We start from the raw sequence: 14069 nt of genomic DNA, 5'->3' as shown, positions 1-14069 counted from the left end.
GGGGGTATGGAGTTATGCGAAAACTCGTGACATGTTTCATGGGCCTTGTGCTCATTTTGGCGGCTTGTACGAATAACGATAAAGAAGACAAACCTCAGACATCAAGTAGCCAAAAATTTCCTAATCGCACAGTAGAAATTATTGCACCTGCTTCACCTGGTGGGGGCTGGGATGCGACTGCACGCGCAATCCAAAAAATTATGCAAGATAAAAAACTGACTGATCAAAATATTACAGTCGTCAACAAACCAGGTGGCGGTGGCGAGGTGGGCTGGCAATATCTCAGTGAACGCCAACCTACATCTATCGCAATTAATTCAAGTTTGTTACTTTCCAACCACGAACTTGGCTTAAGTGATTTGCGTCACCAAGATTTTACACCGATTGCAATTTTAGCGACGGAATGGATCAGTTTATCCGCTTCTAATCAGTCTCACCTATCTTCTGGTAAAGAAGTGATGGAAAAATTGAAAGCCGATCCGAAGTCATTAACGATTGGTGTGGCACCTGGTCTAGGGAATAACGATCATCTTGCTTTTGTACAAGCCGCAAAAGCGTACGGGGTCGACGTGAAAAATTTAGACTTTCTCGTTTATAAAAGTGGTGGTGATTTAGAAACCGCACTCCTCGGTGGCCACGTGGATATCGCTTCAACAGCAGTCTCTGAAGTGAAAACGCAACATCAGGCAGGCAAGCTTAAAGTGTTGGCCACAACTTCTGATCAACGTGTGAAAGGCTTAGAAGATGTCCCGACTTGGAAAGAACAAGGTTTAAACATGGTCTTCCCACATTGGCGCGGCGTTATGGGACCTAAAAATATGACGAAAGAAGAACGTGCTTATTGGAATGACACCATGAAAAAAGTCGTTCAATCAAAACAGTGGGAGACAATTCGCAAAAACAAAAACTGGGATGCATTTTACAAAGACAGCTATGAATCAGAAAAATTTTTAAACGAGCAACAGAAAAAATATGAACAACTGATTCAAGACGCTGGTTTTTAAACAAAGGGGGAATCAAAAATGGTACGACTTATTGCGCCTATCGTTTGCTTCATTATTGGCGTTATCTACTTACTCCTCTCTCTCAATTTACCGATTTCTAGAATTGGTGATCCTCAAAGTCCAAAATATTTTCCAATTCTTATCGCGTGTTTATTGATTGTGATGAGTATCATTTACTTTTTTCAAATGCTTCGTGATAAAAATGTGTCGTTCAATGAATTTAAAGCATTTTTAACACCACTCGTCCTGAAACGCATTGGTCTGACTTGTTTATTTATCCTGATTTATACAGTCATTTTTGAACGCATCGGCTTTTTAATTTCAACAGCATTATTTCTTGCAGCAGTGATGTTTCTAGTCAATGGCTTTCAACATTGGCTAAAAAATTTAATCGTCGCTATCGTCTTTTCAGGTGTCGCATGGTATACCTTTGCACAGCTGTTAGACGTGAGTTTGCCATAAGGAGGCGGTCATATGGGTATCGATATCAATAGTTTCTGGGAAGGGCTCTCAACTGCCTTCCAACCGATGAATTTAATGTGGATTCTCATTGGCGGCTTTCTCGGCACAGTCGTAGGGATGTTACCCGGTTTAGGGCCTGCGACAGCGGTGGCTGTACTGATTCCTGTCACATTTGGGATGAATCCGGTCAGTGCCTTGATTTTGATGATTTCGATTTACTACGGGGCGATGTATGGGGGCTCCAGAAGTTCGATCTTGCTCAATACACCAGGGGACGGGTCTGCTATTGCTGCGACATTTGATGGTTATCCGATGACACTCAATCATCAGGCCGGTAAAGCTTTAACCATTTCAGCTGTGGCGTCACTGTTTGGCGGACTTTTTTCAGTCATTGGCTTTATTCTTCTTGCTAAGCCGTTATCCGAATTTGCCCTGCACTTTGGACCACGTGAATATTTCGTCTTGTTCTTATTCACATTGTCCATGGTCGTCACATTATCGCTCGGTAAAATGGTCAAAGGGTTTATCGCCATGTCTATCGGTTTAATGATGAGTACGATTGGCGTTGATTTACAAACCAGTGTGTACCGTTTCACTTTTGATGTGACGCATTTAAGCGAAGGCGTCGACTTTCTAGTTATAATTATCGGAGTCTACGCAGTCGCTGAAGTACTCTACAACTACATGCATTTAGATACATTAGCGCCTCCAAAAAGTGATTTAGGCTCGATGAAATTAACGAAAGAAGATTGGAAACGGACGCGCTGGACGATGTTAAGACAAAGTCCCATTGGCTTCCTTATCGGGGTCTTACCTGGTGCGGGTGGATCAGTAGCTTCCTTACTCAGTTATGCGACTGAAAAACAATTTTCTAAAAATGGTAAAAAGTTTGGTAAAGGTGCTATTGAAGGGGTAGCTGCACCTGAAGCTTCGAATAATGCCGCTTCAGTCGGTTCACTCATTCCATTATTAACGATGGGGGTCCCTGGGTCAGGAACGACAGCCGTGATTCTCGGTGCAGTCGTGATGCTCGGTTTACAACCTGGACCACTCCTATTCGAGAAACAACCCGAAATGGTATGGACACTCGTCAATAGTATGTTTATCGGTAATATTTTCTTAGTCATTATTAATATCGCGATGATTGGTCTGTTATTAAAAATATTAAAAACACCACCGAAAACACTTTATCCAATCATTTTAGTACTCGCCTTTCTCGGCACGTACACATTGAGTTATAGTGTCATTGATTTCTACATTTTATTAATTTTCGGCATCATTGGCCTATTATTAAAATTACTAGATTTCCCAATTGCACCGCTCATTTTAGCATCAATTATCGGCTCAGATATGGAACAAAACTTCCGTAAAAGCTTAATTACGAGTCATAATCATCTCGGTGACATTTTCTTCGGTTCACCGATTGCGATTGTTTTAACAATGATGACTGTATTAGCATTATTCTATCCATTCATCATGAAACTGTTGAAGAAAAAAACATCTTCAAATTAATGTTAAGATGAAAAAAAGAGGGCACTCAGTATGAGCTCACCCTCTTTTTTAATGCATTTATTGCTCTAATAACAAATAAAACTCTTGGATTGTTTCTTCATTGTATGCAACGGCATCAAACTTCGCATAATTTTTGTTCGTACCATTAATAAATTGCTCTAAACCTTTAGCAATATCAGCTTCATTCTTTTCTACTAACATACCGTACTTCTCACCTTCAAGCACATAACGGTTAGCGATAATGTCTGAAGCGAGTACATTGGTCCCTACAGTCAACGCTTCTAAAATTACCATAGATTGCCCTTCGTAATGAGAAGTGAGTGCAAATACATCTGCGCGTTTCACAATATAAAATGGATTACGACGTTGACCCAAGAAGTAAACATGATTTTGTAAACCGAGTTGCTCGACAAGATTTTTCAACGTCCCCTTCAATGGTCCATCTCCTAAAATGTATAACTTCAACTGTGGATACTTCGGACTCAACTCAGCAACAGCTTTAATGAGTATATCAAAACCTTTTTCTGGCGATAAACGACCTACCGATACAATTTTGAAGTCATCTTGAGAAAATTCAATCGCTTCCATGCCTCCCTCTGTTAATGTTGCTAATACAGGTTTCCCATTTTTTTCAAATAAATCACTATCATCATCCACAAGCTGATTGATCTTTTCAATATTTATTGTATTTCTTGAAGCAATATGGCGATTTTTCAACTTGAGACCACCAAAGTTGGACTGATTAAGTTTTTTCGTTGCTTCTGAAACACTCACTAATTTATCAAAATAGGGATAAAGAGAAATAACACCTTTCAAGTTTTGATAGTGTGGACGCTTCCCTTTTACTGTTCTCTCCATATCAGACTTAATATCACTATGCAACAAGATGTATTTCTTTTTAGCTCCACTCGCTAATATAAGATTTGACCAGAACATCGCATAGCCACTGTAATCAATTGCATAATCAAATTCAGAGTTTCCAAATATCTTTCTGAATTCGCGTTCAAAAAGTGCTTTCGGGTATAAACGCTTTTCAAAAGGCTTGTAAATCCCTCTTTGTCGAACAAATTCATTTTGATATTTTTCCTTTAAAGTAGAAATCATTGGGCCTTTTCTTAAAATAATACGTACGCGATCATCAATACTTTGTAGATTGTTTAACTGTTCCTTGTTGTTTGTATTATTAAGAAAAATGGTTACATCATATTTTTGATAATCAATGTTCGATAACAAGTTCATTACAGACGTTGTAATACCATTATTCTTCATTCCACCAGGATAAAGTAATAATTTCTTCTTTTTATTGTTCTGCATCGTTTTTAGCGACTGGTTTTGTGGGTTTAAAAACACCTTCTCAATAAAACGCTCTGTGACTCGTCCGTCTTCGTAGCCTACAAATTGATGCTTAAATTTCAAATATTTATCTCGAACACTAGCATGACGGTATGTTTCGTCCTGAATCATTTCAATGACTTCTTGAATTGTATCTGTGACTGGACCAGGTAAGTCTGACGGCTCTATATAAACGCCACGTTCACTTTGATACATTTTTAAATCTGGAACGTAAAACACGATTGGTTTATCCGTAACAAGAAAATCAAAAAATATACTTGAGTAGTCGGTAATCATTAAATCAACTGCTGGCATCAATTGATTCGTATCTAAAAAGTCAGGCACCAAATACGGTTTAAGTTCTGGCATCTCTTTAGCCTTACTGTACACAAAAGGATGCACTTTAACTAAAACTTGATAAGGTAGCTTTTGGTTTAGTAATTGAATTTCTTCAAAAACATTTAACAAACTGTCTTCTGGATCATTAACGTTTTTCCCTCGCCATGTGGGACAGTATAGTAAAATAGGTTTTCCCTTTACATTGAGATTTTCAGCTAAATATTTTCTCGCTTCTTTTGTAGACGTATTAAGCGTCAAATCTATACGTGGATAACCCATTTCTAAAATTTCACCGTTATATAAACCATTTAATTTAAATGCTCGTTCAAAAATTCGTGTCGTGTGCGCATTTGGACTAATAATGTAGTCTGAAGCTAAAAAGTTTTTTATCGTATTTTGCGTACCTCTTAAATTGTCTGCTACATCTAATCCCATATGTTTTAAAGGCGTCCCATGCCATGTATTAATATACACTTGTTCAGGCTTTTTTGTGAAATAAGCAGGAAAAGTCGCATTATTAATAATAAACTTACTTTCTGTTAATGCTTGAAGATATTCATCAGACTCCTTAATCACAAATGAAACATTATTAAATTTTTTGAACTGCTTCTTATAATAACGCAATTTATTAGGGTGGTCGACGACCCATATATGTTGATATTTAATAAATTGCTTATCTGAATTTAATTTTAGAAAAATGGCGTAAGGGCTGTCTGTGATGCTTTTACCATCTCTAACTTGATAGATAATTTGATGAGGTTTGACAGAGTTTTTTTGATACAATTGCGCATATTTACTCACTTTTCTTTGATACTTTGACTTGATCAGATTTAAAATGGGTGAAGTTGCAAATTTATATTTCCTAGATAATTGATTAGATAGCACTTTCTTGAAACGCTTATTCATCGTCTATGTTCTCCTTTTATTAAAAATGTTAATATTTCTGAATGATTATTTCTTTAACATCATCCTATCAAATCAGCTTGTCTCACGTATCAGCCATTTTCTCGACTTCCGATTGTGATGAAAATTTTTTGCCACTTATACTCTCCATATCAGAAAAAATCAGTCACAACCTTGTAGTTAGGACTGATTAAGCACGACTTTATAGCCTTACATTACCTGATTTACAAATACTTAATAAAGTTTTAATAGTTATGACTAATGATTCATTTCAAACTTTAAGTATTCATCAAGACCTTCTTGTAGGGTGTAACGGTTTAAGAACCCTAATTGCTTCAATGGTTCAATATCAGCATACGAATGTTTAACATCTCCATCTCTAGGGTCAGCAAATGCAACCGGTATCTCCTTTTGATATAAACTAACAAAAGTTTTATATATGGCTAATAATGATGTTGGCTGAGATGTTCCGACGTTGTATACTTGTCCATCAGAAGCTTGCTGTTTTAAAACGACTTGAACGGCTTGCACTATATCTTTAACATATACAAAATCCCTTGTTTGTTCTCCATCTCCAAAGAAAGTAAACGTTTTGTCATGATCAAAACAGTTTTTCATGATAGACAACACACCTGAATACTGTGATTGTGGATCTTGTTTCGGTCCATACACATTAAAAAAACGCAGGGATGTTGTTGGCAAGTGATATAACGTATGATACAGTTTCACATACTGTTCACTACTATACTTTTGAATTGCATAAGGTGACTCGGGTTGAATGTGACTATTAATACTTTTAGGCAAAGTCGTCTCGTTACCATAAACTGCTGCTGATGAAGCAAATATAAATTTTTTAAGGTGGCTGAGGTGTTTTCGACATAATTCAAGTAAGTGGACAAGCGCTGAAATGTTGACATCATTTGATTCTTCAGGATTTTCTACAGTATCCACGACGCTAACTACCGCTGCTAAATGTATAATGATATCAAATTGATGTGTTTGAATAATGCTTTCAATTTCATCGTAATTTCTAATATCGGTGTGGAAGAAATGGTCATCATCAATAAACGGAATGTTTGCTCTATAACCACTACTCAAATTGTCAACTACGTATACATCGTGTTGCTGTTTGATAAAGTGTTCTGCAACATGTGAACCGATAAATCCAGCACCACCCGTAATCAATACTTTCATTTTTCATTTCCTCCTTAATAATATGTAAAATCGTTTGATACTTTTATTATAATGCACCCTTGACTATACCATTTTATTTTTTATTAATCTATTGTAAAATAGTTGTTGATAATTGTAAATCATTATATCTTTGTTAGAAGCTGTAACTGCAAGCTTTAGCAATATACGACATATATGAAAGAATGAGGGAGTTTATGAATAATTTACTAACTGTTATTGTCCCGATATTTAATGCTGAATCATACATTGAAAAGACAATCAAATCACTTGAGAAACAAACATACCAAGACTTTAATCTCATCATCATTAATGACGGTTCAACAGATCAAACCGACGCGAAATTACAAAGCGCATTAGGAAAGTATAACAAAGAGTTAGAATATATCAAACTCAATCAAAATCAAGGGCATGCTTATGCTAGAAATGTCGGTATATCTAAAGTATACACACCTTATTTCATGTTCTTAGATGCTGATGACACTTTAATGCCTTATACGATAGAAACCTACATGAATTACGTGAGCCAGTCTGATGTGTTGTTTTCAAAAATTGATAATTTTACGTTAGACCTTCCAGTTCAAAACGTTGATTCCAATCTTGTAATCGCACAAGGTGATGTACAAGGTAATGAAGCCTTTATTTTAAAGCAACATTCAGCTTCTAATTTCGTATTTCGCACAGACACTGTAAAAAAGTTTAATATAACATTTAACACAACTTTAAGCCATTATGCCGATTGGTCATTTTTAATTGATTACTTAAAACATATTTCAACTTACACTTTCATGCAGGGCCTACCTTTTTACCATCGTGGTGAAGTGTTCGACCCTTTTTTAAAACAGCCCTTTTCCAATCATTCATTCGCAGACTATTTTCCAGAATATGTTCGTGCGTTTAAAGTTGCGTTAAAAAAAAGTTTTAATGGCAACATTCAACAGTTTTTGCTCAATCATATGCTTACAACCATTCGCAAAGATATGGACCCTAATCATAAAGATATTCAACAACGTTATCGTCAAATTCAGCATACGTTAAGCGATTTGTCTCGTACACTTCGTCCAGTATTAAAAAAAGAGAAAGCCGTGCTTTTCAAAATTGAAATGCGCTTACTCAATCGAAAATGGTACAAGTTGGCATGGAAAATGAATCGTTTCCGATATTTCATTCGTCTTATGAAGATTATTCTATTACGACGTCCACAATATCATCTTGCACAATATCGATTATTCAACTCACCTAAAAGCGTCCTAAATAACACGATTGTATTTGAGTCTTTTGGTGGCAAACATTATAGTGATAGTCCGAAATATGTTTATGAGTACATGAAGAAAACGTATCCTCAGCTCAACTATTACTGGATTTTCAAGGATATTAACGACACAACGCTCCCGAGTGATATCCAAAAAATTCAAAAAGGAAGCTCAGATTATTATAAAATTTTCAAAAAAGCGCGGGTATGGGTTTCTAACTCAAGACTTCCGTTATATTTAGAAAAAAAGTCAAATCAAACATATATTCAAACGTGGCATGGTACGCCTTTGAAGCGACTTGCAAATGATATGAAACAGGTACGTCTTCCTGGAACTACAACAGAACTGTATAAGAGGAATTTCTATGCTGCTACTCGACGTTGGGATTACTTGATTTCACCAAACTCATATTCTACTGAAATTTTTCAATCTGCATTCTGGATGGATAAAGACAAAATTTTAGAAGTTGGTTATCCACGTAATGATATTTTAGTGAATCATGAACACGATGTTATTTTGCAACAACAAGTCAAGGATGAATTGCATATTCCTAAAGATAAAAAAGTCGTGTTGTATGCACCGACTTGGCGTGATGATGAATATAAAGAAGCAGGTCATTACACATTCGATTTGCCTTTTGACCTACAACAATTTTATGAGCAGTTTGGAGATACGCACGTTATCTTATTAAGAATGCATTACTTTATTTCGAATCAATTGTCACTTAAAGGCTATGAAGATTTTGCGATTGATGTGTCGAATTATAATGACATTTCGAAGTTGTACTTAATTAGTGACTGTTTAATCACGGATTACTCCTCAGTGATGTTTGATTATGGTATTTTGAAGCGTCCACAACTGTTCTTTCCTTATGATATTGAAAAATATGCGTCAGAATTACGTGGCTTTTACATCAATTACCATACTGATTTGCCAGGCCCTATTTACACAAATCCAGACGCATTAATTGAAGGTTTAAAAAATATTGATCAAATTCGTGAAACGTACCAAGACAAGATTGAAGCATTTCACCAACGTTTTTGTTCAAACGAAAATGGACGTGCATCACAGTATATTGGCGACATGATATATAATGAAATTCAGAAAAGTTTAGATTAATAGAAAAAAGCTGAGAATACGTAATTGTGTCTCAGCTTCTTTCATATATAATGGCATTCATGTATCGCTATCTCTCTTTCCAACATCAAACTGCGATTACAGTGTTGCCACAATCAGATCAATGGTCCTAACTCATGCCGATCACTCATAAATCGACAACAACGCTTTCGTATAATCATCGCGTGCTTCATTAAATAATTCATCTATTGGAAAAGCATCGACGACACGCCCTTGATGCATTACTACAATCCGTGAGACCCATTTTTGTAAAAACGCCAAGTCATGAGAAATGACGACCATAGCACAATGTGTCCGTTCGACATGTCGTTTTAATTGCTGGGCCATTCGATCTTCTGCAATGACATCTAAATTTGCTGTAATCTCATCACAAATCAACAAATCTGGTTGCAACATTAATGTACGAATGACATTGAAACGTTGCAATTGTCCCCCACTCAATGCATTCGGATACCGCTTCATCAACTCATGAGACAATCCCATCGACGCAATCAATTCATCACGATAGTGTTGATGTGCTTTACGCTGTGATGCATCAAAAGCCAATGCTTCATTTAATGCACGCGCTATTGTCATCTTAGGATTAAATGCGTAAATGGCATGTTGTAAAATCGGCAGTACACGCTGAAATGTTGATGCGACCTGACCTTGTTGGGCTCGCAATTCACCTAACATCACATGCGCTAATGTTGATTTTCCAGACCCACTTTCACCGACGATTCCAACTATTTCATGCGGTCCGACTTCTAATGACACATCATCTAAAGCGGTGACCTTTTTATATTGCACGGTTATATGTTCTAATTTAATCATCTCACTCACCTTGCTTTAACTGACTTCGATGTTCGAATAAATGCGCACTGTACGGATGGATGTCTGCAGATTTGAAATAGACATCATCACCATGATCCACGATACGCCCGTGTTGCAACACATAAAGATAATCACTAAATCGTTTCACATGGGTTAAGTTATGCGTCACGACGAATAACGTGACGTCGTGTGCTTCAGCAAGGTGGTGCAACAATGTCATGATTTGGTGACCTGTAACAGCATCTAATGCAGCAGTAGGTTCGTCTGCGATAATGAGTGTCGGTTCTAACATCATAACACTCGCAATGAGGACGCGTTCCAGTTGCCCTCCTGACAGCATGAAGCGATAACGTTTACGCATATCGAGATGCTCTAATCCCACCCATTGAAGTGCTTTTTGAACTTGGTGCGACGCTTCTTGACGTGATACTTTGTAATGCTGACGATAAATCCGAATGAGCTGCTTTCCAATCGGTGTATGGTCATTAAAACTGTGCGTATAATCTTGTGAAATGTACCCGACTTGTTTGCCTAGATATGGTTTCAATGATGTGACACTTTTTCCGTGATAATGCCATTCATCGTACGTCATTTCAAAAGGTTCTGGTAAAGCACCGAGCAACGCTTTAATCAACATACTTTTCCCCGCACCACTTTCACCGATGAGGACGTTCACTTTTGAAGCATAAAGGGTCATATCGAGACTTTCAATGACATGCCGTTCACCTTGTCGTACAGTTAAGTTGTTTATGTCTAATAACTTATTCATGTCCACGATGCTCCTCTTGTGTAAAATGATCGCGTAACGCATCGCCAGTCAATTGGAAGATTAAAATCGTCACAGCAATCATCACAGCTGGCGCAAACAGCAGTATCGGATTGGATGTCATGAAATCCCGACCTGCATTTAACATCGCGCCCCATTCCGGTGATGGGGGTTGTGCCCCTAATCCTAAAAATGATAACGATGAAATGTAGAGAATGTTTTTCCCGAAATCTACTGTCGCTACGACTAAAATAGAAGGTAAAACATGTGGAACAAAATGACGTAACATAATGCGAAACGTCGGAACTCGGTACAATTTTGCCATACGGATATAGTCCATATCACGAATACTCGCCACAATCGTACGGGTTAATCTTGTATACGTCATCCAACGTAACCACACCATCGCCCAAACGATATTCCAAATACTCGGCTTCAACAAACTCGCCATTGCAATAATAAGCACAAATTCTGGAATACTGAGACCGATATCGACGATGCGCATGATGATTTTTTCGACTTTCCCTTTGAAAAATCCCGCAATCATACCGATAGGCACACCGATAACGACCGTCATTACAATTGTCACTAAACTCACGAGCAGCGTATAGCGTGCACCGATAATAAGGCGTGCGAACAAGTCACGCCCATAGTCATCTGTTCCTAACCAATGCATCGAACTCATTGGTAAAAACTGATCACTCAACTTCACTTCTAATGCAGATTGTGTTGAAACAAAAAATTGTGCAATGAGGAGTAACACGACGTACAGCGCGCATACCCATACCATTTTTGGTAATTGTCGTAACTGCTTCATCATTGCGACACCTCGTATGTTGACGTTTGCGTGTGTACATCACCATCGCCGGACTTCAAGTAGCGCTGTTTCGGATCTAAAAAGAGAACAATCGCATCACTCACCAAATTAGACAGCACAACGATAATGCCTAACATGAGCACAATCCCTTGAATGACTGGATAATCTCTCGCACGAATACTGTCGACTAAAAACTGCCCAATCCCAGGAATACCAAATACATTTTCAATGACGACTGTACCACCGATTAAGCTCCCAATAGAAAGTCCTAAAATGGTTACAACAGGGACGAGTGCAGGTTTTAAAATGTCAGTCACAAAAATATAGCGCTCCGATAAACCTCTTAAACGTGATGCTGCCACTTCACGACTACGATATAGATCCATCACATTTGCACGCATTAAACGCACGTAATACGCACTCATTCCGATGCTCATCGCAATGACCGGTAACACCCATTGTGCAGGCGAACCGTAACCTGACACGGGTAAAATTTTAAAATGTAACGCAAAAATGTGTAGTAAAATCATCCCTAAAAAGAACGACGGAATACTCACTGTCACCGATGTTACGGCGCGTATTGTCCGATCAAGTTTACCGTTCGGATGACGTGCTGCGACAACCCCTAAAGGGAGCGCAGTCACCATCACCACGATTATTGTGAAAATCGCAATCGTGATAGTTGGCGGTGCATAAAAGACAATTTCTTGAAGGACAGGACGCCCTGTTTGATAACTTGTCCCAAAATCGAACTGTACAATTTGTCTTATCCAACGAAAATATTGAACAAACCACGCATCATCTAAACCATATTGTGCACGTGTTGCCTCTATAGTCGATTGTGAAATATTGGATTCCCCGACATGCAAAATTTGATTGACTGGGTCACCCGGTGTACTTTTCATTAAAATGAATGTAAGGGTCGACAGCACCCATAGGACGATGATCATTTTTACGATTGAGCCCACGAAACGCTTAATTTGCATCTTGAATATCAACCTTATCATCGACTAAATAAATGCCTTCTGGTGTTGCTTTAAAGTGCGTTATATCTTTATTCATGCCATCTACTGTATCGTTATACGTAATGTAGCTTGCTGGAATATCTTGTGCAGCTTTATCGATAATGTCATTTGAGAGCGATTCACGTTGCGCTTTATCTACAGTATGATTCAATGTGTCAATCATTTCCGTCACTTCTTTATTTTTGTATGCCCCTTTGTTGCTTGAACCATCTTCATGGAACGCTTGGTTGAAGAAGTAACCTGTATCCCCACGTGGAATCGTACCAAAACTATACATCGTCGCATCCCATTGTGAGCGATCTTCTAAGTAGCCTTCAATATCATCAACATTGCGGATTTCAATATCAATATGTGCTTTTTTCGCATCAGATTGAATCACTTGTGCCATTTTAGGAAGTTCTGGACGGCCTTCGTATGTCGCGAGTTGAATTTTGAGTGGATGCGCATCATTATAACCCGCATCTTCCATTAACTTTTTCGCACCTTCAATATCTTGATTTTTCACTTTATGATTATCAATAAAGTCTAAATCATCATTAAATGGGCCCGTTGCAGGTTTCGCATAACCATTTGACACATCTTTCGCCAGCGCTTGACGATCAATAATTTTATCCATTGCTTCACGAACATCATGCGTCATTTTGTCACTATCCATGTTGTAAATCATCATTTGCGTACGGTAACCGGAAACATGTGACACTTTTGTATCACCTTTATCCTCAAGTTGTTTCACTCGATTGACAGGCACGTCCGTAATTAAATCCGCTTCACCAGATTGTAAATGACTTACACGCGCATTACCGTCTTCTTGATAAGTCACAGTCACACCGTCAAGTTTAGGTTTACCGTGCCAGTATTGATCATTGCGATTGAGCGTAATCTTTTGAGAACGTTGGTAATTTTTAATTTGATATGGACCTGTACCGACTGGCTTCGCATCAATATCTGTTTTTGCATCCGCATCGAAAATAGCAACATACGGATTGGCCAATTCAGAAGCGAGCTCTGGGTAAGCCTCTTTCGTTGTAATCGTTACTTTTTGACCATCCGCTTCAATAGATTTAATCGGTAACGTTGATTTTACAAAATCGCTCTTTTTCAATGCTTGTTCTAAACTTTCTTTCACTTTTTGTCCTGTTAATTTTTCACCATTTTGGAACGTCACATGATCTTTAACCGTTAATTCCAATTTTTCAGGAGAGACCTGTTTAAAATCTTTAGCCAACCAAGGCTGTACTTCTCCCTCTTTGGATACTTTGAATAAAGACTCTAGTGCGCCCGCTCTAACAGAGACATCTGTCTCATACGGAGCAATCGATGTCGTTTTCAAAGGTATCTCAATATCTAACACCTTTTCGTCAGCATTGCGATCCCCCGATCCTGTACCACAACTTGCCAACAATAGTGATGTCGTTGTTAAAACAGCGAGTGAATATTTCAATCTCATACGATAAGCGCCTTCTTTCTCTATAATTAGCCTAACTCACTATCAACGCTAATATTATATCAGAAAAA

11 protein-coding genes are annotated in these 14069 nt (G+C 37.9%); 4 read left to right on the top strand and 7 right to left on the bottom strand.

The genetic code is table 11. The features are described 5' to 3' along the window. Positions 1-14 precede the first annotated feature (14 nt). Genes GZH82_RS02245 through GZH82_RS02235 form a run of 3 tightly spaced genes read left to right on the top strand, consistent with a single transcriptional unit; the run spans position 15 to position 2978 of the window. On the top strand, positions 15-1004 hold the full coding sequence (locus GZH82_RS02245; protein ID WP_162681121.1) for a tripartite tricarboxylate transporter substrate binding protein: 990 nt from the start codon (positions 15-17) through the stop codon (positions 1002-1004). A gap of 18 nt (positions 1005-1022) precedes the next feature. Beyond that, positions 1023-1466, top strand: coding sequence for a tripartite tricarboxylate transporter TctB family protein (locus tag GZH82_RS02240; RefSeq protein WP_162681120.1), 444 nt, complete (start codon positions 1023-1025; stop codon positions 1464-1466). 12 nt (positions 1467-1478) lie between these two features. After that, positions 1479-2978 (top strand): tripartite tricarboxylate transporter permease, encoded by a 1500-nt coding sequence (locus GZH82_RS02235; RefSeq protein WP_162681119.1) that lies wholly within the window; start codon positions 1479-1481, stop codon positions 2976-2978. A 57-nt stretch (positions 2979-3035) separates the two neighbouring features. On the opposite strand, the gene GZH82_RS02230 is transcribed toward GZH82_RS02235, so the two are convergent. Both GZH82_RS02230 and GZH82_RS02225 read right to left on the bottom strand, forming a co-directional pair. After that, a complete protein-coding gene (locus GZH82_RS02230; protein ID WP_162681118.1) occupies positions 3036-5555 on the bottom strand; it encodes a glycosyltransferase in 2520 nt (839 codons plus the stop codon). Between the two features lie 255 nt (positions 5556-5810). Further along, positions 5811-6746, bottom strand: coding sequence for an SDR family NAD(P)-dependent oxidoreductase (locus GZH82_RS02225; RefSeq protein ID WP_162681117.1), 936 nt, complete (start codon positions 6744-6746; stop codon positions 5811-5813). A gap of 194 nt (positions 6747-6940) precedes the next feature. Between GZH82_RS02225 and GZH82_RS02220 the strand changes: the two genes are divergently transcribed. Further along, a complete protein-coding gene (locus GZH82_RS02220) occupies positions 6941-9115 on the top strand; it encodes a bifunctional glycosyltransferase family 2 protein/CDP-glycerol:glycerophosphate glycerophosphotransferase (RefSeq protein ID WP_162681116.1) in 2175 nt (724 codons plus the stop codon). A gap of 141 nt (positions 9116-9256) precedes the next feature. Here the strand turns inward: GZH82_RS02220 and GZH82_RS02215 are convergent, their stop codons facing one another. The 5 genes from GZH82_RS02215 to nikA are packed head-to-tail and all read right to left on the bottom strand — an operon-like array spanning position 9257 to position 14001. After that, complete coding sequence (locus GZH82_RS02215) at positions 9257-9946, bottom strand: ABC transporter ATP-binding protein (protein WP_162681115.1); 690 nt, start codon at positions 9944-9946, stop codon at positions 9257-9259. 1 nt (position 9947) lies between these two features. Continuing rightward, positions 9948-10715, bottom strand: a complete 768-nt coding sequence (locus GZH82_RS02210) for an ATP-binding cassette domain-containing protein (RefSeq protein ID WP_162681114.1) — start codon at positions 10713-10715, stop codon at positions 9948-9950. Further along, positions 10708-11532 carry a nickel transporter permease gene (gene nikC / locus GZH82_RS02205; RefSeq protein WP_162681113.1) on the bottom strand — a complete coding sequence of 275 codons (825 nt, stop codon included), beginning with the start codon at positions 11530-11532 and terminating at the stop codon, positions 10708-10710. The genes GZH82_RS02210 and nikC overlap by 8 nt, the downstream gene beginning before the upstream one ends. Then, complete coding sequence (gene nikB / locus GZH82_RS02200) at positions 11529-12515, bottom strand: nickel ABC transporter permease (protein ID WP_162681112.1); 987 nt, start codon at positions 12513-12515, stop codon at positions 11529-11531. Before nikB ends, nikC begins: the two co-directional genes overlap by 4 nt. After that, entirely contained in the window at positions 12505-14001 is a 1497-nt protein-coding gene (gene nikA / locus GZH82_RS02195; RefSeq protein ID WP_162681111.1) for a nickel ABC transporter substrate-binding protein, read from the bottom strand. The genes nikB and nikA overlap by 11 nt, the downstream gene beginning before the upstream one ends. Positions 14002-14069 lie beyond the last annotated feature (68 nt).

The organism is Staphylococcus sp. MI 10-1553 (genome assembly GCF_010365305.1).
In the GTDB taxonomy this organism is placed as follows: Bacteria; Bacillota; Bacilli; order Staphylococcales; family Staphylococcaceae; genus Staphylococcus.
Note: the sequence above shows the minus strand (reverse complement) of the source record. Positions and strands in the feature narration are given on the sequence as shown.

Excerpts from the sequence above, each read along its gene's own strand:
- GZH82_RS02235 (WP_162681119.1), top strand. The coding sequence starts at position 1,479 with ATGGGTATCGATATCAATAGTTTCTGGGAAGGGCTCTCAACTGCCTTC.
- nikA (WP_162681111.1), bottom strand. The coding sequence starts at position 14,001 with ATGAGATTGAAATATTCACTCGCTGTTTTAACAACGACATCACTATTG.
- GZH82_RS02245 (WP_162681121.1), top strand. The coding sequence starts at position 15 with ATGCGAAAACTCGTGACATGTTTCATGGGCCTTGTGCTCATTTTGGCG.
- GZH82_RS02220 (WP_162681116.1), top strand. The coding sequence starts at position 6,941 with ATGAATAATTTACTAACTGTTATTGTCCCGATATTTAATGCTGAATCA.
- nikB (WP_162681112.1), bottom strand. The coding sequence starts at position 12,515 with ATGCAAATTAAGCGTTTCGTGGGCTCAATCGTAAAAATGATCATCGTC.
- GZH82_RS02230 (WP_162681118.1), bottom strand. The coding sequence starts at position 5,555 with ATGAATAAGCGTTTCAAGAAAGTGCTATCTAATCAATTATCTAGGAAA.
- GZH82_RS02215 (WP_162681115.1), bottom strand. The coding sequence starts at position 9,946 with ATGATTAAATTAGAACATATAACCGTGCAATATAAAAAGGTCACCGCT.
- GZH82_RS02240 (WP_162681120.1), top strand. The coding sequence starts at position 1,023 with ATGGTACGACTTATTGCGCCTATCGTTTGCTTCATTATTGGCGTTATC.
- nikC (WP_162681113.1), bottom strand. The coding sequence starts at position 11,532 with ATGATGAAGCAGTTACGACAATTACCAAAAATGGTATGGGTATGCGCG.
- GZH82_RS02210 (WP_162681114.1), bottom strand. The coding sequence starts at position 10,715 with ATGAATAAGTTATTAGACATAAACAACTTAACTGTACGACAAGGTGAA.
- GZH82_RS02225 (WP_162681117.1), bottom strand. The coding sequence starts at position 6,746 with ATGAAAGTATTGATTACGGGTGGTGCTGGATTTATCGGTTCACATGTT.